A 23,912-nucleotide genomic window follows, 5' to 3' on the forward strand; every position below is an offset into this window, starting at 1 on the left:
ATACAAAAATGGTGTCAAATAAAAAGATAAACATAAAGCATATATGGTCTTAACACTCAAGCCAGATTTAAGATTAAACGGTTAATAGAAAAAGAGGCTGATTTCTTCAGCCTCTTTTTCTATGGTGTGTAATCCACATTTTGCGTATACGTATTACCTGCATTCCATAAGAGGAATTCATTTATACCTTGTTCGTTTAAAGCTTTAATTTGGGCTTCGACTTCGGCCTTTCCGTAATTCTTGTAGTTACCCGATCCTAAGTAAGAAGCCGTAAAGTCCTGAAGCCATGGTCTGGAAATAGGTGGTTTTTCAAGCTCACTCAACTTCTTTTTCTCAAGCTTTGCATATTCTGCCACCAGTTTGTATGGTTCTAAATCAGGTTTAGCTATTCCAAAGTAAGAAGTCCAATGGCTCGGATAAATCATCGAAGAAATTACATCTACATGTTCTGAGATCTTAGTAAAATTTTGGCCAATTCCAGGGGCTTCCGGCAAGGTTGCGGTATAGCCAAAAATATCAACTGAAACCTTTACTCCATATGGCTCTAACTGTTCCTTTGCATATGCAACAAAATCAGTAACTGCTTTCACACGTTTTTGGACATTTTCCATTTCCAAATCTTTATATTCCCCCAGACCATATGACAAAGATGTATCTCTATGTTCAAATCCTTCCGGGAAACGGACATAATCAAACTGTATTTCCTGGAAACCCATTTTAGCTGCTTCAATAGCTATTCCTACATTATAATCCCAGACCTCTTTCAGGAATGGATTGACAAAAGACTCTCCTCTGCCGTTTTTCCATACCTTATCTCCTTCTTTGAATGTCAACTCAGGCTTCTTATTGGCAAGTACGGAATCTTTGAAAACAACCACCCTTGCGATCGGGTAAACTTGCTTTTCTTCCATCGCTTTCAGGATCTCTTTGTATCTTTTATGTAGGGCTTCCCTATGCCACTGTATGGGGAGTTCTCTTCCGGGATATAAGTCAAGTTTCCCCAATCATCCTTAATATCTATTACCATAGCATTTAATTCAGTCTTATCCATTAAACTTAAAAGCTTATTGAACCTTTCTCCACCTGCTGAATGCCCTGTTACATAAACCCCTCTTACAGCATCTGGATATTGAAAAACATAGCCGGAATCAAATTGAAAACGGCTAACTTTCTCAGGGAGTTCTTTCAAAAGCGAAATATGTGCTCGCTGAGGCTGCTTTCCTATTTCCAAAAATTCTTGTTCTTTTGCTTCACCGGTACCTGCCGTAAATGAAATACCTGCCATAACCAACAAGGATGCAGCTATCCTCTTTGTCTTTTGCAAATGTTATGCCCCCTCTTCCTTGCAGACGTCCTTAGCGTTACTTTCATTATAAGGTTATTTCAAAACCTGTGCTATGATGAATCTTAAAAACTTGTGCCTCTTTCTTATATGTATCTTTTCCTCTTAATCTTTAAACCTTTTTATAGAAAATAATTCATCTTTATAGAAAATAATTCATCTTTTAAAAAGAATGTTTAATTAAGCAATTTTACGGAAAAATATAATTAATCGAAAATTCTAATAGTAATATTCTTCAAAATGTTGTATTATATACTAAAGCAAATTACATTAGCGAATAAAAGTGTTAAAGACATATTTTCACTCTCGAAATGTCTGCAGATCAATTTTACATCTTGGTATATCCTTTCGCATTGAAAGGGTTTGGCATTAAGTTTATTAATTATAACTTTTCCAGGATGTAAAAAACGATCTCAGTATGAGATCGTTTTTCATTACTTTGCATATTGGGCTTTTAATTGCTGATACTCTTTTTCAGAGCAGTAAACAAAATGTCCTGGTGTAATTTCTCGCATCTCCAGCTGTTCACCTTCAGTATAATTGTGTACAGAAGGATCATAGGATTTTCTTCTGCGTGTCCGTTCCGTTTCAGGATCCGGCAGCGGAATCGCTGATAATAGTGATTGGGTATATGGGTGCATTGGATTGTTATACAGATCATCTGCTGGTGCTAATTCTACCAGCTTTCCAAAGTACATAACCCCAATTCTGTCACTAATATACTTAACCATTGATAAATCATGGGCGATAAATAAGTAAGTTAATCCTTTTTCCCGCTGAAGCTTCTTCATCAAGTTTACAACCTGGGCCTGGATTGAAACGTCCAAGGCTGAAATTGGCTCATCAGCAATGATAAAGTCTGGATCAACAGCTAGTGCACGGGCAATACCGATACGCTGTCTTTGTCCGCCAGAGAACTCATGAGGATAACGGTTAGCATGCTCTTTGTTTAAACCAACCGTTTCTAAAAGCTCATAGACTCTCTCCATGCGCGCTTTCTTATCCTTAGCCAGACCATGAATATCAATGCCTTCTGCAATGATATCAGCAACCGTCATACGAGGGTTTAAAGATGCGTAAGGATCCTGAAAGATCATCTGCATTTTACGATTAAACTTTTTTAGTTCTTTTGCAGACTTTTTGCCATGTACATCTTCACCTTCAAAGAGAACCTGGCCATCAGTTGCATCATATAATCTGATTATGGTACGTCCAGTTGTTGATTTTCCGCATCCTGATTCACCTACAAGGCCAAGAGTTTCACCTTTGTAGATATCAAAAGTAATACCATCAACTGCTTTTACCATATTCGGGCGTCCAACATTAAAGTGCTGTTTCAAGTTTTTAATTTCAAGTAATTTTTCTGCCATGATTATTTACCCTCCTTCACTAATACTGGTTTTTCAAATGTGGAGGATAATTGGCGCATACGTTTCTTTACAGCTTCAGGCGGCTCAACATTGGGAGCATCCGGATGAAGAAGCCATGTTTTTGCAAAATGAGTTTCTGAAATCTGGAACATTGGCGGTTCTTCTTCAAAATCAATTGCTAGTGCATAACTATTTCTTGCTGCAAACGCGTCTCCTTTTGGAGGATTTGTTAAATCCGGAGGAGTACCAGGAATGGCAGCTAATTCAGCTGAATCATCACTATCCACACTTGGCATGGAAGCTAGAAGGCCCCATGTATATGGATGGCGCGGGTCATAGAATATTTCATCAACAGTACCCATCTCAACAATTTGTCCAGCGTACATTACAGCGACTCTATCTGCAACATTGGCTACAACTCCAAGATCATGGGTGATGAAAATGATGGATGTATCCATTTTGCTCTGTAGATCCTTCATCAGTTCAAGAATTTGTGCCTGAATTGTAACGTCAAGCGCTGTTGTTGGCTCATCGGCGATTAAAAGCTTTGGATTAGCAGCAAGAGCAATTGCGATCATGGCACGCTGTCTCATACCGCCTGAGAATTCATGAGGATATTGGTTTACCCTTTTTTCAGGCATCGGAATACCAACTAAGCGAAGAAGTTCAACCGCTCTATTCTTTGCATCCTGCTTGGACATATTTTGGTGCTTTATTAAGCCTTCCGTTATCTGGTTCCCTATTTTCATTGTCGGGTTTAAGGATGTCATAGGATCCTGGAAAATCATACTTATTTCTTTCCCACGGATTTTTTCCATTTGTTTTTCGGTTTTAGGTACTATATCATCACCGTTTAATAAAATCTGGCCCCCGGAAATCTGGCCTGGCGGCATAGGTATTAGCTTCATAATTGATTGGGACGTAACACTTTTTCCTGACCCTGATTCACCAACGATGGCAAGCGTCTCTCCCTTATGAAGGTCAAAGCTGACACCGCGGACTGCTTTTACTGTACCTCCATATGTTTGGAATGAGACTTCTAAATTTTTGACTTCAAGTAATTTTTCCATATTCTCACTCCTTTATTTCCGCATTCTTGGATCTAAAGCATCACGTAATCCATCGCCAACTACGTTGAAAGCGAAGATTGTTAGACAGATAAACGTAGCAGGGAAAAATAAACGCCATGGATAATAACGCATCGCCGGAAGACCATCATTGGCCATTGTACCCCAGCTGGCAAGCGGCGGAGTCAATCCAAGCCCCAGGAAGCTTAAGAATGCTTCAGTGAATATTGCAGAAGGGACAGTTAATGTCATGGTAACCAGAATCGGTCCCATTGAGTTTGGAATTAAATGTTTGCTCATAATTCTATTAGTATTGGCACCAAGCGTTTTCGCTGCCAGAACATATTCCTGACTCTTTAGTGATAATACCTGTCCACGGACAATACGGGACATGTTGATCCAGCCTGTGATTGACATCGCTATGATCATAGTAGTTAAACCCTGTCCAAGAACAACCATTAACAAAATAACTAATAGAAGATAAGGGACACCGTAAAGAATATCGGCAAAACGCATCATTAATTCATCAGTACGCCCGCCTTTATATCCAGCGATTCCGCCCCAGATTACACCAATAATTAAATCAATCAACGCTGCAGCAACACCGATAAAGATTGATATTCTTGCACCCTCCCATGTACGCGCAAACACATCACGTCCGAGGTCGTCTGTACCAAACCAATGTTCAGATGAAGGAGGCTGGTTCTTATTTCCGAGGTCATTTGATGCATAATCATATGGAGTCATATATGGTCCAAGATCGCCATGAAGATTAGCAAACCTAATAGTACTAACCCAAACAAAGCGAGCTTGTTTTTTCGAAATCGGATAAATACATCCTTCCAAAATGAAAGACTCGGTTTTGAAATTTTTTCAGCTTCACTAAGCTGCGTTCCGACTAGTTTAAACTTATCTTTCGAAATCTGCATAATTACTCTCCTTTCTTCCCGCCAGCAAGTTTGATGCGTGGGTCGATGATTCCGTATGCAATGTCAACAAGGAGAATAGATACAAGCAACAGAATACTGTAGAAAACTGTAACACCCATAATTACCGTATAATCACGGTTATTGATACTCGTTACAAAGTGTGCACCCAGTCCGGGAATACCAAAGATTTTTTCAATTACGAAGCTTCCTGTTAAAATGCCTGCAGTCAACGGTCCCATATATGTTACAACTGGTAATAGTGCATTACGGACTGTATGTTTAACTGTAATTACTCCACTGCTTAATCCTTTAGATTTTGCTGTTTTAATATAATCGTTTGCCAAAACCTCCAGCATGCTTGAACGTGTTAATCGCGCAATGAAAGCCATCGGTGTTGAGGCTAGTGCCAAGGCTGGCAGAACACTGTGCATGAATGTTTCCCAACGTGCTACCGGGAAGATACCCATTTTAATAGCGAGGAAATATTGCAGGAAAGATGCCATTATAAAGGAAGGCACAGAGATACCTAAAACAGCAATAATCATTGCTGTATAATCCGGCCATCTATTATGCTTTAATGCCGCAATGATTCCTAAAAGCACACCAATTGCAACAGCGATAAAAATTGCTTCCATACCAAGTAAAAATGAAACGGGAAAGCCTTCATTAATTAGGTCATTAACAGTTTGGCTTTTATATTTAAATGATGGGCCGAAATCCCAATTGACAATTCTTACTAGGTACTCCCAATATTGTGCATACCATGGCTTGTCTAAGCCAAAGTGGGCATTCAGGTTAGCTTCAATTTCGGGAGGGAGTTTTTTCTCTGATGCAAAAGGGTTTCCGGGTGCAATGCGCATGAAGAAAAACGTTGCTGATACAATCATCCACAAGGATAGGATCATATACAGTAAGCGTTTTCCAATATATTTCGCCATTGTCAAACACCTCCAAATTATTACAATGCCTTAATCAGAAACGAAGGTATATGGGATTTAATATCCCATATACCTTTCGTCAAGTTAGCTATTCTTATTCAAAGTATGCCCACTTGTACTGGACATCACCTAGACCGGATACTACAACGTCTTTTAAGTTTTCAGCTTGTACCCAGTTATTAGTGTAGAAGTAGATTGGCGCTACAGGCATATCTTCCATGAAGATTGCTTCTGCATCTTTCAATAATTGCTGGCGAGCATCAGCGTCAGTTTCTGTCGCAGATTTAGCAAGCAGATCCTGGAACTCTTTGCTTTCCCAGCCAGTATTGTTATTTCCGCCATCAGCGTCACGATACATTTCTAGGAAGTTCATTGCATCGTTAAAGTCACCCAACCAGCCCATACGAGCTACCTGGTAATCCATTTGGTTAACTTTATCAAGGAATACATTCCACTCGGCGTTATCAAGCGTTACTTCAACACCAAGATTTTGCTTCCACATATCCTGGATTGCCTGTGCAATCTTTTGGTGTGCTTCAGATGTGTTATAAGAAAGTGTTACAGCAGGAAGTTCAGAAGCATCTTTATAACCAAGCTCTTCTAAACCTTTTTGCAAGAATTCTTTTGCTTTTTCTACGTCATTGTCAGGGAAATAACCCTTCTCGTTTTCTTCAAACATTGATGGAGGAACAATTGCCATTGCTGGAAGCTGTTCACCCTGAAGGATGTTGTCAATGATTTCCTGACGGTTGATTGCATGTGCAAATGCTTTACGGATGTTAACGTTGTTGAATGGCTCAACAGTTGTGTTGAACTTGTAGTTATAGATACCAGCGATTGGCTGTGTTGTTAAGCGCCCTTCATCTTTAAGAGCCTGCATAGCGTCAGTTGGAAGGGCACCAGTTGGAGCTCCAGCCCAATCTAATTCGCCATTGTCAAACATTGATAATTCAGTGTTTGGATCATTGATCATGATCATTTCGATAGTGTCTAGCTTAACTGTTTCAGCATCCCAGTAAGTTTCGCTCTTCTCAAGGACAATTTTGTCACTGTGTGACCATTCAGTTAAATGGAAAGGTCCATTTGTTGTATAGTTTTCACCAGCATCAGTTGCCCATTCTGGATTAGCTTCGGCAATTTTGCTGTTAACTGGTAAATAAGTATAGAAAGCTGTTAATTCCAAGAAATATGGAGTTGGGTTTACTAATTTAACTTCAAGAGTTTTGTCATCGACTGCTTTAACACCTACAGCATCAAGTGAACCTTCACCAGTGTTAGCTGCTTCAGCACCTTCGATGTAGTAAAGCTGGTATGCATATGTTGAATTGTTTGCTGGATCAAGCGCCCATTTCCAAGCATAAACAAAATCGTTTGCAGTTACAGGGTCGCCATTTGACCATTTAGCATCACGGATTTTGAAAGTGTAAGTCTTTCCATCTTCAGAAACCTGTACATCTTCAGCCATTGCATTTTCAGGCTTGCCGTCTTGACCAATACGAGTTAATCCTTCAAGGACTTGGCGAAGTACAGTACCAGATGTAGCATCTTCTGCTAATCCTGGGTTTAAAGATGGTGGTTCAGTATTAATATTAACTCTTAACTCCTGCGGCACATCTGACTTTCCGCCGTCGTCGCCGCCTTTGTCGCCGCCGTCAGAAGCATTGTCTCCGCCGCCGCTGCACGCAGCAAGGAACATGCTTAGCACTAGCAGCATGCTAAAAAAGATCGATAATCTTTTGTTCACGGTTTTAACCCCCTATATAATTTCCTCAAACAATACCTTTACGGGATGTCCCTATTTTAAAACACAATTGTACGCCCCAGATATATTGCTTAAATAGTCTGTTAATTTAATTTGCAAAAATTTGCTGACTATTTAGAAGGCAACAAAAAAAGCAAGTTTATATTCTCTTAAAGATAGATTATCCCTTTATTCTGACAATTCAGCCTAAAAGAAAGAAATCTTTAATATGTAAGCTATAAACTTACTCATTATGTACCATACTCTCGCTACCTGGAGTGATATAGTTTTGTTTTAAAATGTTACAAATTCGTAAAGAATATGTTTGTTACGTTTATTATAAATAGTTTAAAAACTTATTGCAAGTAGCTTTCTCGGCTTCAAGACAATCTAGCATTTTATTTATAGCTTAAATGTCTTATAAATTAAGATTTTTAAGATTTTAAAAAAATTTTTTAATTTATCATTTTTTGCGTTATCAAAGCAGGAATCAAACCTATTTTTTCCAATTTCCCCGAATGGAAAACTGTCTCCAATGCCTGATTAACTCCCATTTATTTACTTGATTTTTGAATCTCATTAGTATATTTTATTATATAATAACAATAAAATTTAATTGAAATCGGCAATGAAAAAAGAGTAGTAAATTTACTTAGGGTGCTCAGAGAGCCTGTGGCTGGTGAAAACAGGAAACCCGGTAAAATTGAATGGACTTTTGAGCCTTCTGATTTTATTCAGGCGTGTCCTCTCGTTATCGGGGATGTATGCAGAATACATGCATAGGACAGAGTGACTCATTGTGAGTAATTAGGGTGGCAACGCGGACCATTCGTCCCTATTTTTATTAGGGATGGATGGTCTTTTTTGTGCTTATTTTAAGCATAAAATGTAAATACTTCCAATATACCCAAGTCTGTTCAGCCTGAAGTAATAGCGCTTTTTTCAGCCAAATAAAGGAGGAAAACCTATGAAAACAATCTTTTCCGGCATCCAGCCGAGCGGAACGATTACCCTCGGAAATTACATTGGTGCCATGAAGCAATTTGTAGAATTGCAAAATGAATACAACTGTTATTTTTGTATTGTCGATCAGCATGCGATAACCGTTCCGCAAGACAGGCTCGAATTAAGAAAGAACATCCGCAGCCTTGCTGCCTTATACTTGGCAGTAGGAATCGATCCTGAAAAATCAACTCTGTTCATTCAATCAGAGGTTCCGGCACACGCCCAAGCTGGATGGATGATGCAATGCGTTTCCTATATAGGAGAGCTTGAGCGCATGACACAATTTAAAGATAAATCTGAAGGAAAGGAGGCAGTCTCCGCAGGATTGCTTACCTATCCTCCACTTATGGCTGCAGATATCCTTTTATACAGTACTGATTTAGTTCCTGTGGGAGAAGATCAAAAACAGCACTTGGAATTGACCCGCGATTTGGCAGAAAGATTTAATAAAAAATACAATGACATTTTTACTATTCCAGATGTGAGAATCGCCAAAGTTGGCGCGCGTGTAATGTCACTTCAGGATCCTTTAAAAAAAATGAGCAAATCCGACCCTAATAAGAAATCGTTTATTGCCTTATTGGATGATCCTAAACAAATTGAAAAGAAAATCAAAAGTGCAGTAACGGATTCAGAGGGTATTGTAAAATATGACAAGGAAAATAAGCCGGGCGTATCCAACCTTCTTTCCATATTTTCTATTCTCTCGGGTAAACCTGTAGCAGATATTGAAAAGGATTACGAAGGCAAGGGATATGGCGATTTCAAAGCTGGACTTGCAGAAGTTGTTATTAATACGATTAAGCCAATCCAGGATAAATATTATGAACTAATGGAATCCCAAGAACTTGATGAAGTACTTGATCATGGTGCTGAAAAAGCGCGTAAAGTCGCTAATAAAATGGTCGGGAAAATGGAAAATGCCATGGGACTAGGCCGGAAAAGAAAATAAAAAACAGCCGTTTGGCTGTTTTTTTGTTTATTTTTAACCCTAATTCACCTTTGGACCATGCTCCATTTCCCATAACTTTTCAAAAAATGGCTGCCCCTTAATCAAATTCTCACAAAATTGTTCGTGCTTGCTTGACCAGCCGTATTTACTTTCCTCGTACAGTTCATACCATGCCTCTTCGAAATTCAATGACTGGATTTTTGAATATCGTTCCGGACTCCATTCGGTATACCAGTAGCGGACTTCAGCATCATTCTTTGAAGAGTGCAGCTGATCAAGAGCCATAAAAAGCAATTGTTTTAGCTGCCTTTCTTTTCTTGTAAGACCTGTCATAAGATCAGGTGCTGGTGAAAGAATATGGAAATCCTTTAGTGCTGTTTGGTCATTAAATGAGTAGTTTATCGCCTCTTGATTATCCAGCATTTCATAAGCAAGCTGTTCCTGGCGAGGAATCAGTCTGCTCTTTCTAATTGGAATGTTGTAGCCTATTGTGTCTACAGCCAGGATGCCTGTCCCATCTGATACAACAAAGCAGTAATCCAATTGAATTCTCTCATGATTTTTCCTTAAGTAAGCCTTTTGATAGATGTCATCAAGCAGTTGTTGTGGCAGCTCCGAAAGATCATTTTCAATGTAATTAAACAGAATCTGGTCAATCTTTAATAACGGTACCTGGTCAAGCAACTCTACGCCATCATCTTTTCTCCATTCGTGAAAATGGCACACATTGTATCCATTTTCTTCCCCTTCAAACCAGTTCACCCAAACATCATGAAGATATAACATTTTTAAACCCCCACTTCAACAAACTGTTTGTCACTCAGTATGGGCAGTGTGCAGTAAATTTATTCCTTAATTACATTCAGAATCCATTTTTTATCCTTTAGCACTGTCAAAGGGAAAATAAATACTTATCCAAATGATTAACATTCCTGCAGGAAGCAGATAACATTCTGGACGGGAAGAAATAAAAAGTAAATATTCCTTAAAGGCATGTCCCGTAGCAAGCAAATTTAAATATGCTATAACGCTGACACCTCCAGAGACTGCAATTCCGAAACCGGTCAATAGCAAAAAGGCTCTAAATAGCATTCCGTATCACTGATCTGTGAGCTCTAATTTTTATTAAAGCTGCCATGAACCCACTCCTTGCCGTATACTTTTATTCATATATATGAAAGAACATGATCGGTTATGTACAAGCTATCCGAAAAACAGAAACGATTTGGCCACCCATGTCACTGGAAAGAAGGCTGAGGCTCCATCGAAAAGAAAATCCATTATTCAGGCATGATTCTTTTAACGAAGCCTTACTCAGTGGTACAAGACAATTATCCAGGCTTGAATATCTTTTATAAACAACAAAAAAACGCCACATTCATGGCGTTTTTTGCTTTAATTAACGGTTTGACTTAGGATTGAAAGCATCCTTTAATCCTTCACCAATAAAGTTGATAGAAAGAATAGTGAAAGTTAAAATGGCTGCCGGCGGAATCCAAATCCACCATTTGCTTGTTAATACATCTGGGCTTCTCGCTTCCTGAAGCATATTACCCCAGGTTGGAATATTGATTGGGACACCGAACCCCAAGAAGCTTAGTCCTGTCTCAGCCACAATCATTGCAGCCAATGTAATCGTTGCCTGAACAATTATGGTAGACATTACGTTTGGCAATAAATGCTTAAAGATTGTCTTAGGTGCTGAACAGCCGATTGAGACTGCACTCATAATGTATTCATTTTCCTTCTCAGCCATAACCTTGCTTCGTACCAGACGGGCTGTACCGGTCCAGCTGAGAACACTGATTACAAATATGAGGGTTCCGGTACTTGACTCAATAAAAATTGACTTTAATACGATTACAAATAGAAGGAACGGAAAGTTCATCATAAAGTCTGTGAATCTCATTAGGGCATTATCGACCCAACCGCCAAAATATCCTGCAGTGGCACCTACAAGAGTACCAATGGTAATGACAGAGATGGTGATTGAAAATGCAAGTAAGAGTGAAGTTTTTCCGCCGTGCAAAGTACGTGCAAATACATCCCGCCCAGACTTATCAGTACCGAAAAAGTGCTCGGCAGATGGTTCTTTGCTCATTTGTGTTAAATTGATCTTAGCTGTTTCCTCTACCGGCATAGTTAGCGGCTCAGCCAATATGGACATTGCACAGACAATCAGCAAAAAGGCTAAACTGATCATAGCTATTTTATTGCGCAAAAACTTGCGGCGGGCGAGAGCCCATGGTGATTGACTCTTCGGCGGTTTAACAGGTTCTGCTAAACCGGACGAAGTTTGCTGTGAAATTGAAGGTTCCATTCTCTCACCTACCTAACTTAAACGAATACGCGGATCTACTAAACCATAAAGTAAATCTGCAATTAGATTTCCAATTAGTGTTAAAATGGTCAACATCATGGCGATGGCCATCATAACAGAATAATCACGTGCGTTAACTGACTCTACGAATAAATAGCCGATGCCAGGGTATGTGAAGATGGTTTCGGTAATGATTGCCCCTCCAAATAGGTTGGCAATATCGAATCCAAGCAATGTAACAATAGGTATGATTGAATTTCTTAGAATGTGCTTATTATAAATCGCAGATTCCTTCGTACCTTTAGCTCTTGCAGTACGAACATAATCTTTGCGAGAGCTTTCGATCATATCATTTCTCAAAAATTGTGTATAGGCGGCTGTAGCCATGGCGCCCAATACAAGAGCCGGCAATACTGTATGTTTTGCTTTACTTAAATAATATTCTAATGTACCTGGTTCTACCCCGCTGCCAATACTTCCACTGGCAGGAACCCATCCTAGATTTATGGCAAAAACATAAATCGCAACTAAAGCTGCAACAAAGCTTGGTATTGCTAGTGCAAGATAATTAAATGCCGATACTAAATAATCTCCAACGCTATAGGCAAAACGCCCAGAGTATCTTCCCATAAGAAAAGCCAATATATAAGTTATTAAAAGAGCTGCTATTCCTAAAATAATTGTGTTCGGCAAACGATCTCCGATTAGTTCCATAACCGGGCGCTTATGAACAAATGAATCTCCAAAATCCCCTTGAACCACTCCACTCATCCAGCGAACATACTGTACAGGAATAGGATCATTTAATCCCATCTTATCCCGCATTTCTTCAATGTACTCCGGATCTGAATTTAGAGGGTCTATTTTTCCAGATAGTGCATCTCCAGGCATTAACTTAGCCAAAGAAAATACCACTACTGAGATAAGGAAAATTATTGGAATCATACCTATGAGTCGTCGAATTGTGTACTGTAGCATTTTCCATTCCCCTTACCAAACAAAAATTTATTCGTTGGTTAAACTGGCAATCATTGGGGGAATACCCCCCCAATGATGCAGTTTCCTTATCGTATTACTCTACAATGTGCCACTTGTGGAACTCATCTGTTCCAAATGGAGTTACTTTAACTCCGCCAACACGCTTGTTGATAGCCCATGGATCAATACGCTGTTCAAAGAAGATGATTGGCAATTCATCGTTAACAAGCTTTTGCCATTCGTTGTAGATTTCCTGACGGTGTTCAGTTACATCTTTGCTAGAGTCTTCAGGGAATGTTACACCTTTCTTAATTAAAGCATCAGACTCTTCGCTGTACCATCTCCACATGTTCCACTTGTCAGTTGATAACCAGATACCAGATGGATCCGGATCTGCAGCAAGTCCCCATGCACCCATGAATGTTTCAACAGATGGATCATCTGCTTCAATAGAGTCATAGAATAAGTTGAAGTCCTTTAAAGAACCGCCGTTAAGCTTGGCATTTAAGCCAACTTCCTGCCAAGATTGAAGAATGAATTGAGCACGCGCTTCTGAAGTTTCAGCTCCAGCCATTGCATCAAAATTGATTGTGAATGGCTTTCCTTCTGGATCTTCACGGAAGCCGTCGCCGTCTTTATCAACAAAGCCTGCTTCGTCAAGTAATTTCTTTGCTTTCTCTACGTCATACTCATATGGATTGATTTCCGAATCATCAATTTTCGCCCATGATACTGACGGGAATGGAGTATTTAAAGGCTTTCCTAAGCCGTTTGCAAAACCATCGATGAATGCTTGACGGTCAATAGCATGCGCCATTGCATGGCGAAGGTTTTTGTTTTGGAACTTCTTGTTATCAGAAACTACTACACCTTTTTTAGTGTCATAGTGACCCCAGTCGAATCCAATGTAGCTGTAAGACATTGCATCCGCTTCTACAGGATTTACATTATCAAGAGCCTTTATAGCTTCCCACTGATCTTTTGGTGCCTCAATAACATCGATTTCTCCATTTTGCACTAAACCTTGTGCAAGAGATCCATCAATGATTTTGTAAACAACGCCATCCAATTTAGCAGGACCTTGCCAGTAATCATCAAAACGCTCAAATTCGATCATTTCACCAGGTACGATGTTTTTCACTTTAAAAGGACCTACACCAATTGGAGCTTTACGGATTTGGTCCGAGTCTGGAAGCTCTTTAGAAGAAATATCACCGTAATAATGCTTTGGCTCAGGATAAACCCAAATGTTATCCAATAAGTTAACAGATGGCTCAGTCACTGTTACTTCGATTGTATAATCATCAACTACTTTGATACCTTCGATTGTGTCAGCTTTTCCATCTTTGTACTCTTGAGCACCTTTGATCATTGCTACGTTAGCGAAACGCGCACCTTCGTAAGTTGGATCAGCAATTAAGTACCAGGCATATTCCATATCCTCTGCAGTCAGCTCTTCGCCATCATGCCATTTTACACCCTGCTTAATCTTGAAAGTTAACTTAGTCTTGTCTTCAGAAAGCTCATAGTCAGCCAAATTGGGTTCAGGCTGAAGCTCATCATTTGTTTTAAGCAATGCTTCATGCATGAACTGAAGGGCGTTTGCATCATCTTCCCCTTCATAATAAGCAAAAGAGAGAACGCCTTTGAATGGCTGTGTATAACCGAATGTTACTGTTCCGCCTTCTGTGGCTTCTGTTTTTTCTCCATCAGTACCGTCTTTAGGTTCTTTTTCAGTGTTAGCTTTCTCTCCGCCGCCTGAACACGCTGCAAGGAATACAGACATGATCAGAAGAACTGAAAGAAGCCAAAATGCTGATTTCTTCATTGTTTTCCCCCCGAAAAATATTTTTTGACAAAGCCTTATTTATATAAGTGACAAGCGACTCTATGCCCAGGCTTCACCTCCTTTAATTCCGGCTTTACGCTCTGGCACTCTGGCATTGCATGCGCACAGCGCGGATGGAATGTGCATCCTTTTGGAGGATCGATCGGGCTTGGAACATCACCCTCTAAAATGATTCTTTCTTTCTTTTTGCGCGATCCGGCTCAGGGATCGCAGATATAAGCGCTTGAGTATACGGATGAAGAGGTTCTGCATAAATGCTGTCTTTCTCTGCAACTTCAACCAGACCGCCCAGGTACATAACACCAATCCGGTCACTCATATGTTTAACAACGCTTAAATCATGGGCAATAAACAAAAAAGTAAGATCAAATTCATCTTGAAGCTCTTTTAACAGATTTAATACCTGAGACTGGACAGATACATCCAGGGCTGAAACAGGCTCATCGGCAATAATTAGTTTTGGCCTTAAAGCCAATGCCCTTGCAATTCCGATTCGCTGTCTTTGACCGCCAGAAAATTCATGTGGATATTTATAATAAGCGTCTTCAGGAAGGCCGACTTTTGCAAGCAAGTCCAATACTTCTGGCTTCAGTTCTTTTTCCGATTTACTGTTATAGTTTCTGATCGGTTCAGACACCAGATGCCCAACCATCATCATTGGGTTTAAGGATGCATAAGGATCCTGGAAAACCATTTGAAAGTCCTGTCGTATTTTCCTTAAACTTGTTCCTCTGACGTTCGTAATATCCTGTCCATCAAAAATGATTTGCCCTTCAGTAGGTTCAAGCAGCCGGAGGATTGTTCTGCCTGTTGTAGATTTTCCGCAGCCTGATTCACCTACAAGACCAAGCGTTTCCCCTTTTCTTATTTCAAAAGAAACATCATCAACCGCCTTAACGACTGCCACTGTCCTTCTGAGAATTCCACCTTTTATCGGGTAGTACGTTTTAAGATTTTTTATCTCTAGAAGCAATTCGTTGTTGCTTTTATCCTTTTTTAAGACATCAGTGTTTTTTACATCTGTACTCATTATGCGTTCACCTCTGTTATAGGGCGGCTAGTTTCGTAAAGGAGGCAGGCAACCTCATGTCCTTCTTCGTTTTCTGCCAATTGAGGTGTAACAGTTAAGCATTCCGGCATTGCCTTCGGGCAGCGCGCCGCAAATTTGCACCCAGTTTTAGGCATATTTTTCAATGAAGGTACAATTCCTTTGATTGTGCTAAGTGTTTCAACTTCTTCATCCATTTTTGGAATGGCTCCCATTAATAGCTGGGTATATGGATGTTTCGGATTATGGAATAAAGAATCGACATCTGTCCGCTCTGCAATTTTACCTGCATACATAACGATTACTTCATCGCACATCTCGGCAACCACACCCAGGTCGTGAGTTATCAAAATAACTGACATATCATTGACTTCCTGGATCTCTTTTAAAAGCTCCAAAATTTGGGCTTGTACAGTAACATCCAGCGCTGTAGTCGGTTCATCAGCGATAAGCAGCTTTGGCTGGCAAGCAATTGCAATGGCGATCATTACCCTTTGCCTCATACCACCTGAAAGCTGGTGCGGATATTCATCAACAATCTTTTCAGGCCTTGAAATTCCTACACTTTTTAAAAGTGCAATACTTTTAAGTCGAGCTTCTTTTTTTGATATTTTCATATGGTTGAATAATACTTCCTGCAACTGAAAGCCGATAGAGAAAACTGGATTTAATGAAGTCATGGGCTCCTGGAATATCATTGCGATATCCTTTCCCCTAATCTTATTAATCTCTGAATCTGTCATATTCTCCAGGTGAACACCATCAAATAAAATTTCTCCATTGCGGATTTTTCCTATTCCTTTCGGCAAAAGCTGCATGACTGAAAGACTCATTACAGATTTACCACAGCCGGACTCTCCTACGATTCCGACTATTTGCCTAGGCTTAACACGGAAAGAAACGTTATCAACAGCATTGTAATATGTACCATCTATAGAAAAAGCTGTTTCTAAATTCTTCACCTCTAGCAAAGGTGTGTCATTATGTGAATGGGATTTAGCGCTCATAGGACACCTCTTACCTTTTCGAATTATTCTGTTAATTCGTTCTATTTGTCTAAAATATTATTACAAAGTTATTACAATTGCAAGATTTTTTTAAAATTTGTTAAGATTCATTTTTTTAAAGTAGAAAAAAAGCCCTCTCTTTAGGGCTTTAAAGCGTTTATATATCCAGTTTAAATAAAGTTGGCTTTACAAAATATTCGGATGGCGCAATAAAAGAAAGTTTTGTAGAAAAACTTTTTTTCTCTCTGTACTCTCTAATAATTTCATATCCGACTGCATATCCCAGCAATTCTGGGTAGGGATTTTCACCATACAATAATTTCTGATGAACCCTCTCCTCTTTTCTCACCTTTAACTGACTTTTGAGTACTTTTTCCCATAGATGCCTAATCTCTTCTTTTGAATATAAAGTGCACCATTTTCCTCTATACTCTTTACCGACATTCATTTCAACAGAATGCTCAGCCAAACCTTCCAGGATAATGGAATCAAGCAAAGTGTATTCTTCCAAGCTCTTTCTCTGGCTGTTAATCCGGCAAGAATGGTGGTATTCATGAACGAATAGGGCCTCCAATTCCTTTTCATCTAATTCGGGAGTCAAAAATAGAAATAGCATGTTTTTAAATGATACCCCTGATTTCCCTGCCCTTCTTGAAAATAGTCCTCCGGCTGCTGCCGGAAAAATGTATACATCAATTTCCGGTCCTGCCCATTTGTGCTTATATTTTAAATATATCTTTTCAGAAAGGCGCCATGCGTCTTTTTCTCTTAATTCCCTTAACGTATTCTTGCTGCTCCGGTCAGGCTTATACATTCCGAAACTTTTTAAGTATTGATATATTTTTCTTGAATTCGTTTCATTGAAGGATTCCAGCAGCTTTTCACAAATATCATTCGGATTGTTAAAGCTTTCTTTAAGCCATTTATCTGTTCTGACTACCCCATTTTTCCACCCCCTAATTTCAGATAACCTCTTAAAATTTTATGTAGGTTAGTGAACTTTAGTTCTTTGCTGGCATACAAAAAAGATATACAAATAGATGACTAAATATATTTCTGCAAAATAAAAAGCTGACTCATTTAGGCCGTCATTAACGACCTTTTGAGTCAGCTTCTTCAATTACTCATATTTTTTAAAAACTATTGTTGCATTATGGCCGCCAAATCCTAATGAATTGCTAATTGCAGCCTTTATTTCTTTTTCCCTAGATTTGTTTGGTACATAATCAAGATCACATTCAGGATCCGGTGTTTCAAGATTAATAGTAGGAGGCAATATTCCTTCATTCATTGCCAGCACTGTAAAAATGGCTTCAATTCCGCCCGCTGCTCCAAGCAGGTGGCCTGTCATCGACTTAGTCGAGCTTATCGCCAATTTGTAGGCATGCTCGCCAAACACCTCTTTAATTGCCAATGTTTCAAATTTGTCATTATAATCCGTGCTCGTTCCATGAGCATTAATATAATCGATATCCTCTGGTTTTAAACCGCCGTCTTCGATTGCCATTTTCATCGCTCGTGCTCCGCCTTCTCCGCCTGGTGCCGGAGCGGTGATGTGATAGGCATCTCCAGTTGCTCCATATCCTATAATTTCAGCATAGATTTTAGCTCCGCGTGCAAGTGCATGCTCCAATTCCTCAAGTACGACAACGCCTGCTCCCTCACCGATGACAAATCCGTCCCGATTTTGATCGAATGGACGGCTGGCCGTTTTCGGATCTGGATTAGTGGATAGAGCCGTATTTGCACAGAACCCTGCCACAGACATTTTCGTGATTGGCGCTTCCGCTCCGCCAGTGACCATCGCATCAGCATCCCCCCGCTGAATGACCTTAAATGCATCGCCAATGGAGTTTGTTCCTGTTGCACATGCCGTAACGGTACATGAGTTAAATCCTTTTGCTCCGAGGTAAATGGAGACCTGGCCAGTGGCCATATCCGGAATCATCATTGGAACAAAAAACGGGCTCACCCTTCTGTATCCGCGTTTCAAAAATGTCTCATACTGATTTTCAAATGTTTCCATTCCTCCGATGCCGGATCCGATCCACACACCAATACGATGTGCATTTTCATCAGTAATCTGAAGATTGGCATCTTTTACCGCCATCAATGAAGACGCCACAGCATAATGTGTAAAGCGGTCCATCTTTCTGGCATCTTTTTTGTCCATATACTCTTCAGGATTGAAATCCTTGACTTCCGCAGCCACTTTAGCTGGATACTCTTCAGCATTTAATCTTGTTAGCGGCCCTACTCCGGATACCCCTGATTTAATATTGTTCCATGTCGTTTCTGTATTATTTCCAAGTGGTGTTACAGCACCGATGCCTGTAACGACAACTCTTCTCTTATCCATTATGATTGCAGCTCCTTTTAGAATATCATCAAATGGTTTTATTAATATTTACTATTGCTTTCTTTATCTTCCCCAGCGCATGGCAATGGCGCCCCATGTTAATCCCCCGCCAAAACCAACCATTACAAGCAGATCATCATTTTTAATTTTGCCTGCTTCAAGCTCTTCAACTAACGCAATTGGAATGGAAGATGCTGAAGTATTGCCATATTTATGAATTGTTTTTGACATTTTTTCAACTGGGAGTTCAAGCCTTTGCCTGGACGCTTCCATGATTCGGATATTTGCCTGGTGCGGAATAAGAAAATCCACATCCTCTTTTGAAAGCCCTGCTTTATCCAGTACATTAATACAGCTTTCACCCATTTGGCGGACTGCAAATTTAAATACTTCGCGTCCGTTCATAATGATATGTTCATCCTGGTAAAGATGCTTTGCTCCGGTTCCATCTGCACCCAGTTCAAACGAAAGAATGCCCCTTCCATCAGAAACTGGGGCCAGCACAACAGCGCCTGCTCCGTCACCAAATAAAACAGCTGTGTTCCGGTCATTCCAATCAGTAATTTTTGATAATTTTTCTACACCTACTACTAATACATGTTTATATGTGCCTGTTTCAATAAACTGTTTACCTGTTATGATACCATACATGAATCCTGCACACGCAGCACTAACATCCATTGCAGCTGCCTTGACTGCTCCCAGACGTTCTTGTAACATGCAGGCAACAGAAGGAAACGGGTTATCAGGAGTAACCGTTGCGACCAGAATCATATCTAAATCCTCAGCAGCAATCCCCGCGTTATCCAAGGCATTCCTTGCTGATTCATAAGCCATGTCTGATGTATCCATGTTATCATCCGCAATTCTTCTTTCTTCAATTCCAGTCCTTGTCCGAATCCATTCATCCGAAGTATCTACGATTTTCTCCAAGTCAGCATTTGTCACCACTTTTTCAGGCAGATATCTTCCACTCCCAATAATTCCTGCATTCATGGAGCCCCACTTCCTTTCTGTTTTCCCCATATTATTTACAAAGCACATTCGTTCATATTTCATATATATTATTATCAATTATTATGACTTGGTACTAATTTTATCAAAAATAGTTATAAAAACGCAACACTTTTAAACACTGCCCTTTATCTTCTCCACAAATGTCCATACGCAACAGAAGCTTCCTTCATATGTTGTTATATAGGCATCTGAAAGGAGGAGGATCGCATATGCAAGATGAGGAATACAATATCAAAGACGAAGATGAACAAGATACAGACCCGTTTACGCAATTCTTGTTCGGACCAAATGCGAGAAGAAACAGGCACCTGGAGGAAGAAAAGCAGGGTGAAGAAGATTTTGAAAAAGAACCTGAAAGAAGAAGCAGGCATCAAAACGATGACTGGCTGTTTGGCGGAAGCCGACGCCCTCAAGAAGATGACAGTTTAAACGGCAAGGTAAATCATTTACTTAACAACATTAATTATGAGGAACTTATGAACAACATAGACACACTCATGACATCAGCCAGTCAGCTAAAGCCGCTGCTGAAAAAAGCTAGCCCGTTCCTTGAACAGTTTTGGAAGAAATAAGTTGAGTGGATGAAGAGGGAACTCTTCATCTTTTTAGGTTGGGAATATCGCTGGAGCAGATTCTAATTTTGCAGGTTCATCAAAGGTAAGGTTCATAGACTTTGGTGACCGATTTGTCATATGTCCGGAGTTAAGATTTTAAGAAGTCCCGGCATTTCTTATTTGTATTTGTGTGTTGATAAGGAAGAAGTAATCGGTTATTGCTTGTATATGAGTATTTCTTGAAACCTTTCCTCATTTTTAACTACGTCACTTTCCATCTTTTCTTGTAAGGGTAATTCGCCGCTCTCTTTTTCGCGCGGTTTCAGTTTGACTACGCACGGGCTATTTTTTCACTAACAGCGGCTCCACACACTTTCTTATAACACCTCACCACAACAAAAGAAACCAGCCCCCATAGGCTGGTTCCTCAATTTACTCATTTTCCTTCAGTGCGTCTGTTTTGCCCATTTCGTAGGCTTCATTCATAACTTTGGTGAAGAGGTTCATGAATGGCTGGATCATTTCCATGGAAAGTTCGATGCCTGCTTCGTCCAGTTGTTGCTTGGCCTCAGGCATGTATTTCATGGCGATTTGCATGAATTCCATTGTTTTATCGTTTGGCTGCATCTGGTGGTACCTCCTATGTATCGTTCTGTTTTTTATTCATTTGGCAGTTTGCCTGTCTTTTTGTATTCTTCAATGGCAGCATTTAATTCCTTTTTGAAATCCTCGTCTACAATGGGGCTGAACTTTCCTAGTGAGATGACTTCATCTTGAAAATCAAAGGAAAGATTTCCCGAATCCAATTCATCTTTGTTGAATTTTTCTGCCACTAATTCATACAAAACATCAACATGCTGTACTGTGCTTGTTAGGACGACCGATTCGCCCAGGTCGGACTGATCGGATATAAAGCCGATGGCATACAGTCCTTTTTCTTTTAGTTTTTCGATAACAGGAACATTATACCCATCACCGGCAGGATAGACAACATCAGTGTCTTTGGAAATGAGCTTATCGAGCAGTTTAATAGCCTTTTGGTCATTGTCCCAGTTCCCGACATATTGGATTTCTACGTTAACATTTTTATTAGCATGATTGGCACCTTCATAGAATCCTTCTACTTCTGGCTGCCATTCAAATGCCGCAAGTACGCCAACAGTTTCTGTTTTGGTCACATGGCCAGCTACCATGCCCCCGAAAAATCCCATCGCATAGGCTTCAAAATTCAAGCTGGTGGTATTGTCATTTTTGGCGTTTCCATTAAAACTGACAAAATGGATATGTGGGTATTTTTTTGAGATATTATTAAAGTATTCCACGTATTCATTGCCATGGCCAAAAATCAGATTTACACCTTTTTGGTCAAACTCTTTGACAGCCCTTTCTACGACCATCTCGGAGTTCATGCCTTCTTTATAAAAAACCTCTACATTATATTGGGATTGAATCTTTAACATTCCTTTATAGCCTTTGGTTCCCCATACCTGGTCGTTCACTGTATCGGGTACTAATAATCCAGCTTTCTCAAGTTTTCCCGTGGACATTGCTTGTCCGCAGGAGACCAATAAAAGAAGGCACAAAAGAAGGATCCCAAATTTCTTAAATGTCTTATGCATCTCCTTTTTCTCCGCCTCTCTGTAAAAGCTGCTTTCCGCTTTCACTTCATACATGATGGTAAGTCCGGTTTATTTTACCAAACTATTTTAATTCTACCTTGTCTATATGTTAATTGGAATGATTTTTTTCTTATTCATTACCATTCCTGTTCAATAAGGTATTTAAATGTCTCCTTTGCTTCTCCAGGCCCTCTGAGTAATTTACTGAATTCTTCACAGTTTTCTCTATTATTTTACCTTTTCCCAAGTCATCGTATCTGTGATTTTTGCTATATTCCAGTGATAGATATTCGGCACATTTTTGCCAATGACCCGGGATGCTGCTTTTTAATAAATAGGATCCCCCTTGCAATTGATCTGCTTCCTCCATTATGGAATGAATGAGATCATCTATAAAAATAGCATCATGATTCCATTCCCGGTTACTTAATACAGCCCGTTTTCGATCAGCTAAAACCTGATGAAAGATAAATTCCTCCGGCTGCCAGGGACCATAAACCGCAGGCAGATAAAAAGAATGTACAACAATGTTATTTTTCTTAAGAAGCTCAATCGCTGTTTCACAGCGGCTGTGTGCCCGGTTTATATCCTTCAGCCACTGAAGCGGGAATAAAAACACAATTTTCGAACGGTATTTTTTCAATTCATTCAAATTATTAATAAAATATTTCTCTATAAGCTCATTTTCTCTTAAAGAGAAAAGATTATTCTTTATATAGAAATCATAAAAATCAATAAAGAGTACTGAATCTTCCTGTATTTCCTTTTTAGTTTCCAGCCATTCAGAGTAGTTCATTTCATAGAAATTCGCATTACGTCCAATTTCCAAACGCTTCTCGTTTAGATAAGGTTCTTCCTCCCCTTTATTAATATGGATTCCATCTATCATACAGCCCTGATCAAGCAGAAATTTACACAGGCTGAATCCAACGTATTCAAATGTACCTAATATTACTGCCCTGTCCATCTTTAATCCTCCTCAAAGCATACTCAATGTATCCTATGCTTGAGGGATTGTATTTATTTCTTAGCAGTACATAGGCCGCTGCTATAGGTCCTTTTCATATTTTCTAAAGAAGCTCGTCATCTGAGTAGAAATCCGCTGTTTTTTGTCCGGAAGCATATAAAAAACAGTTATGGGGGCATTTTCATTTTCCCATTTTACAGACCTTTTTTTCAAATAGTCTGATTGCTTATATGCTCTTCCACCTGAAAGAATTTGAATGATTCTAACAGGGACTTTAAGTCCTTCTGTGAGATTTTCTTCATGGCTGCTTAGTACGTCAGCTATTTTTCCAGTCTCAATTTCATAAGAAAATGCAAGCTCTTTTAAAAGTTTTTTATAAAAGAATTTATGCTCCTTTTCCTGTTCTAAATGGTGCTTTAATGACACTATCGGATTGATTAGTACCGCTGAACGTATCATTTGGTCCATTGCATGGATTAATTTTAGAGCAACCAGAGATCCCATACCTTCAGCGATAATGTGGATTTTTTCATTAATAATTTCTGTTCGGACTATATGCTCGTATAAACATTTAGCTTTATCGACTGCTTTATCGCTGCCCCAGTTTTTCCCGTAGAGGTTGGAATAAAAAATGGTATAGCCTTGTTCCCTCAGTTTCCTGATTAATGAATGCTTCCCTTCATTTTGTGTCCAAAAGCTGCTGTTCTCATCAACAAAGTGCCTATCATCCCCAATAATCAGAATTCCGAAACCACTTGGTTTATCTGGGTAATGAATCATGCACCATTCGGTATCCAATTGAAAGTTCCGGCTTTCCATAGTAAAACTCCTTTACAGTTTGTTCATAATA

Annotated in this window: 19 protein-coding genes, 3 pseudogenes and 1 other annotated feature; of the genes and pseudogenes, 2 read left to right on the forward strand and 20 right to left on the reverse strand. The window is 39.6% G+C overall.

The window, feature by feature from the left end:
- Positions 1-119: 119 nt before the first annotated feature.
- The 6 genes and pseudogenes from AC3ZVC_RS23120 to AC3ZVC_RS23145 form a co-directional block, all read right to left on the reverse strand.
- Positions 120-1,285: pseudogene (locus AC3ZVC_RS23120) on the reverse strand (putative glycoside hydrolase).
- A gap of 491 nt (positions 1,286-1,776) precedes the next feature.
- The gene (locus tag AC3ZVC_RS23125) at positions 1,777-2,712 is read right to left on the reverse strand and encodes an ABC transporter ATP-binding protein (protein WP_214725446.1); all 936 of its coding nucleotides are present in this window, start codon (positions 2,710-2,712) and stop codon (positions 1,777-1,779) included.
- Between the two features lie 2 nt (positions 2,713-2,714).
- The gene (locus tag AC3ZVC_RS23130; RefSeq protein ID WP_490065420.1) at positions 2,715-3,782 is read right to left on the reverse strand and encodes an ABC transporter ATP-binding protein; all 1,068 of its coding nucleotides are present in this window, start codon (positions 3,780-3,782) and stop codon (positions 2,715-2,717) included.
- A 12-nt stretch (positions 3,783-3,794) separates the two neighbouring features.
- Positions 3,795-4,711: pseudogene (locus tag AC3ZVC_RS23135) on the reverse strand (ABC transporter permease).
- A complete protein-coding gene (locus AC3ZVC_RS23140) occupies positions 4,711-5,646 on the reverse strand; it encodes an ABC transporter permease (protein WP_490065421.1) in 936 nt (311 codons plus the stop codon). Before AC3ZVC_RS23140 ends, AC3ZVC_RS23135 begins: the two are co-directional and overlap by 1 nt.
- Before the next feature lie 94 nt (positions 5,647-5,740).
- Entirely contained in the window at positions 5,741-7,390 is a 1,650-nt protein-coding gene (locus tag AC3ZVC_RS23145; protein ID WP_490065422.1) for a peptide ABC transporter substrate-binding protein, read from the reverse strand.
- 616 nt (positions 7,391-8,006) lie between these two features.
- Positions 8,007-8,227 (forward strand) — a binding site (T-box leader).
- A 127-nt stretch (positions 8,228-8,354) separates the two neighbouring features.
- Between AC3ZVC_RS23145 and trpS the strand changes: the two genes are divergently transcribed.
- Positions 8,355-9,344, forward strand: a complete 990-nt coding sequence (trpS, locus tag AC3ZVC_RS23150) for a tryptophan--tRNA ligase (RefSeq protein ID WP_490065423.1) — start codon at positions 8,355-8,357, stop codon at positions 9,342-9,344.
- A 39-nt stretch (positions 9,345-9,383) separates the two neighbouring features.
- On the opposite strand, the gene AC3ZVC_RS23155 is transcribed toward trpS, so the two are convergent.
- From AC3ZVC_RS23155 to AC3ZVC_RS23200, 10 genes and pseudogenes are all read right to left on the reverse strand, one after another.
- Positions 9,384-10,130, reverse strand: coding sequence for a YjbA family protein (locus AC3ZVC_RS23155; protein WP_490065424.1), 747 nt, complete (start codon positions 10,128-10,130; stop codon positions 9,384-9,386).
- Positions 10,131-10,220: 90 nt separating this feature from the next.
- Positions 10,221-10,436 (reverse strand): YuzI family membrane protein, encoded by a 216-nt coding sequence (locus tag AC3ZVC_RS23160; RefSeq protein ID WP_490065425.1) that lies wholly within the window; start codon positions 10,434-10,436, stop codon positions 10,221-10,223.
- Between the two features lie 307 nt (positions 10,437-10,743).
- Complete coding sequence (opp4C, locus tag AC3ZVC_RS23165) at positions 10,744-11,664, reverse strand: oligopeptide ABC transporter permease (RefSeq protein WP_490065426.1); 921 nt, start codon at positions 11,662-11,664, stop codon at positions 10,744-10,746.
- A 12-nt stretch (positions 11,665-11,676) separates the two neighbouring features.
- Entirely contained in the window at positions 11,677-12,642 is a 966-nt protein-coding gene (gene opp4B / locus AC3ZVC_RS23170; protein WP_490065427.1) for an oligopeptide ABC transporter permease, read from the reverse strand.
- Between the two features lie 94 nt (positions 12,643-12,736).
- On the reverse strand, positions 12,737-14,470 hold the full coding sequence (gene opp4A, locus AC3ZVC_RS23175; protein ID WP_490065428.1) for an oligopeptide ABC transporter substrate-binding protein: 1,734 nt from the start codon (positions 14,468-14,470) through the stop codon (positions 12,737-12,739).
- A gap of 35 nt (positions 14,471-14,505) precedes the next feature.
- Positions 14,506-15,521, reverse strand: a pseudogene (locus tag AC3ZVC_RS23180) (ABC transporter ATP-binding protein).
- Positions 15,521-16,546, reverse strand: a complete 1,026-nt coding sequence (locus AC3ZVC_RS23185) for an ABC transporter ATP-binding protein (protein ID WP_490065429.1) — start codon at positions 16,544-16,546, stop codon at positions 15,521-15,523. The pseudogene AC3ZVC_RS23180 and the gene AC3ZVC_RS23185 overlap by 1 nt, the downstream one beginning before the upstream one ends.
- Before the next feature lie 157 nt (positions 16,547-16,703).
- The gene (locus AC3ZVC_RS23190; protein WP_490065430.1) at positions 16,704-17,360 is read right to left on the reverse strand and encodes a DUF2268 domain-containing putative Zn-dependent protease; all 657 of its coding nucleotides are present in this window, start codon (positions 17,358-17,360) and stop codon (positions 16,704-16,706) included.
- A 306-nt stretch (positions 17,361-17,666) separates the two neighbouring features.
- Positions 17,667-18,905, reverse strand: a complete 1,239-nt coding sequence (fabF, locus tag AC3ZVC_RS23195; RefSeq protein WP_490065431.1) for a beta-ketoacyl-ACP synthase II — start codon at positions 18,903-18,905, stop codon at positions 17,667-17,669.
- A 63-nt stretch (positions 18,906-18,968) separates the two neighbouring features.
- Complete coding sequence (locus tag AC3ZVC_RS23200; RefSeq protein ID WP_490065432.1) at positions 18,969-19,901, reverse strand: beta-ketoacyl-ACP synthase III; 933 nt, start codon at positions 19,899-19,901, stop codon at positions 18,969-18,971.
- 230 nt (positions 19,902-20,131) lie between these two features.
- On the opposite strand from AC3ZVC_RS23200, the gene AC3ZVC_RS23205 reads away from it, so the two are divergent.
- Entirely contained in the window at positions 20,132-20,494 is a 363-nt protein-coding gene (locus AC3ZVC_RS23205) for a hypothetical protein (RefSeq protein WP_490065433.1), read from the forward strand.
- Between the two features lie 414 nt (positions 20,495-20,908).
- Here AC3ZVC_RS23205 and AC3ZVC_RS23210 read toward each other — a convergent pair whose 3' ends face one another.
- From AC3ZVC_RS23210 to AC3ZVC_RS23225, 4 genes are all read right to left on the reverse strand, one after another.
- Positions 20,909-21,103 (reverse strand): ComZ family protein, encoded by a 195-nt coding sequence (locus AC3ZVC_RS23210; RefSeq protein ID WP_490065434.1) that lies wholly within the window; start codon positions 21,101-21,103, stop codon positions 20,909-20,911.
- A gap of 32 nt (positions 21,104-21,135) precedes the next feature.
- A complete protein-coding gene (locus tag AC3ZVC_RS23215) occupies positions 21,136-22,095 on the reverse strand; it encodes a BMP family ABC transporter substrate-binding protein (RefSeq protein ID WP_490065435.1) in 960 nt (319 codons plus the stop codon).
- A 130-nt stretch (positions 22,096-22,225) separates the two neighbouring features.
- Complete coding sequence (locus AC3ZVC_RS23220; protein ID WP_490065436.1) at positions 22,226-23,062, reverse strand: hypothetical protein; 837 nt, start codon at positions 23,060-23,062, stop codon at positions 22,226-22,228.
- Between the two features lie 81 nt (positions 23,063-23,143).
- Positions 23,144-23,881, reverse strand: a complete 738-nt coding sequence (locus AC3ZVC_RS23225; protein WP_490065437.1) for a serine aminopeptidase domain-containing protein — start codon at positions 23,879-23,881, stop codon at positions 23,144-23,146.
- Positions 23,882-23,912 lie beyond the last annotated feature (31 nt).

The sequence above is a fragment of the Cytobacillus sp. C11.1 genome (genome assembly GCF_058145115.1).

Coding starts and splice junctions, on each gene's coding strand:
- AC3ZVC_RS23125 (WP_214725446.1), bottom strand. CDS start 2,712: ATGGCAGAAAAATTACTTGAAATTAAAAACTTGAAACAGCACTTTAAT.
- AC3ZVC_RS23130 (WP_490065420.1), bottom strand. CDS start 3,782: ATGGAAAAATTACTTGAAGTCAAAAATTTAGAAGTCTCATTCCAAACA.
- AC3ZVC_RS23140 (WP_490065421.1), bottom strand. CDS start 5,646: ATGGCGAAATATATTGGAAAACGCTTACTGTATATGATCCTATCCTTG.
- trpS (WP_490065423.1), top strand. CDS start 8,355: ATGAAAACAATCTTTTCCGGCATCCAGCCGAGCGGAACGATTACCCTC.
- AC3ZVC_RS23155 (WP_490065424.1), bottom strand. CDS start 10,130: ATGTTATATCTTCATGATGTTTGGGTGAACTGGTTTGAAGGGGAAGAA.
- AC3ZVC_RS23160 (WP_490065425.1), bottom strand. CDS start 10,436: ATGCTATTTAGAGCCTTTTTGCTATTGACCGGTTTCGGAATTGCAGTC.
- opp4C (WP_490065426.1), bottom strand. CDS start 11,664: ATGGAACCTTCAATTTCACAGCAAACTTCGTCCGGTTTAGCAGAACCT.
- opp4B (WP_490065427.1), bottom strand. CDS start 12,642: ATGCTACAGTACACAATTCGACGACTCATAGGTATGATTCCAATAATT.
- opp4A (WP_490065428.1), bottom strand. CDS start 14,470: ATGAAGAAATCAGCATTTTGGCTTCTTTCAGTTCTTCTGATCATGTCT.
- AC3ZVC_RS23185 (WP_490065429.1), bottom strand. CDS start 16,546: ATGAGCGCTAAATCCCATTCACATAATGACACACCTTTGCTAGAGGTG.
- AC3ZVC_RS23190 (WP_490065430.1), bottom strand. CDS start 17,360: ATGTATAAGCCTGACCGGAGCAGCAAGAATACGTTAAGGGAATTAAGA.
- fabF (WP_490065431.1), bottom strand. CDS start 18,905: ATGGATAAGAGAAGAGTTGTCGTTACAGGCATCGGTGCTGTAACACCA.
- AC3ZVC_RS23200 (WP_490065432.1), bottom strand. CDS start 19,901: ATGAATGCAGGAATTATTGGGAGTGGAAGATATCTGCCTGAAAAAGTG.
- AC3ZVC_RS23205 (WP_490065433.1), top strand. CDS start 20,132: ATGCAAGATGAGGAATACAATATCAAAGACGAAGATGAACAAGATACA.
- AC3ZVC_RS23210 (WP_490065434.1), bottom strand. CDS start 21,103: ATGCAGCCAAACGATAAAACAATGGAATTCATGCAAATCGCCATGAAA.
- AC3ZVC_RS23215 (WP_490065435.1), bottom strand. CDS start 22,095: ATGCATAAGACATTTAAGAAATTTGGGATCCTTCTTTTGTGCCTTCTT.
- AC3ZVC_RS23220 (WP_490065436.1), bottom strand. CDS start 23,062: ATGGACAGGGCAGTAATATTAGGTACATTTGAATACGTTGGATTCAGC.
- AC3ZVC_RS23225 (WP_490065437.1), bottom strand. CDS start 23,881: ATGGAAAGCCGGAACTTTCAATTGGATACCGAATGGTGCATGATTCAT.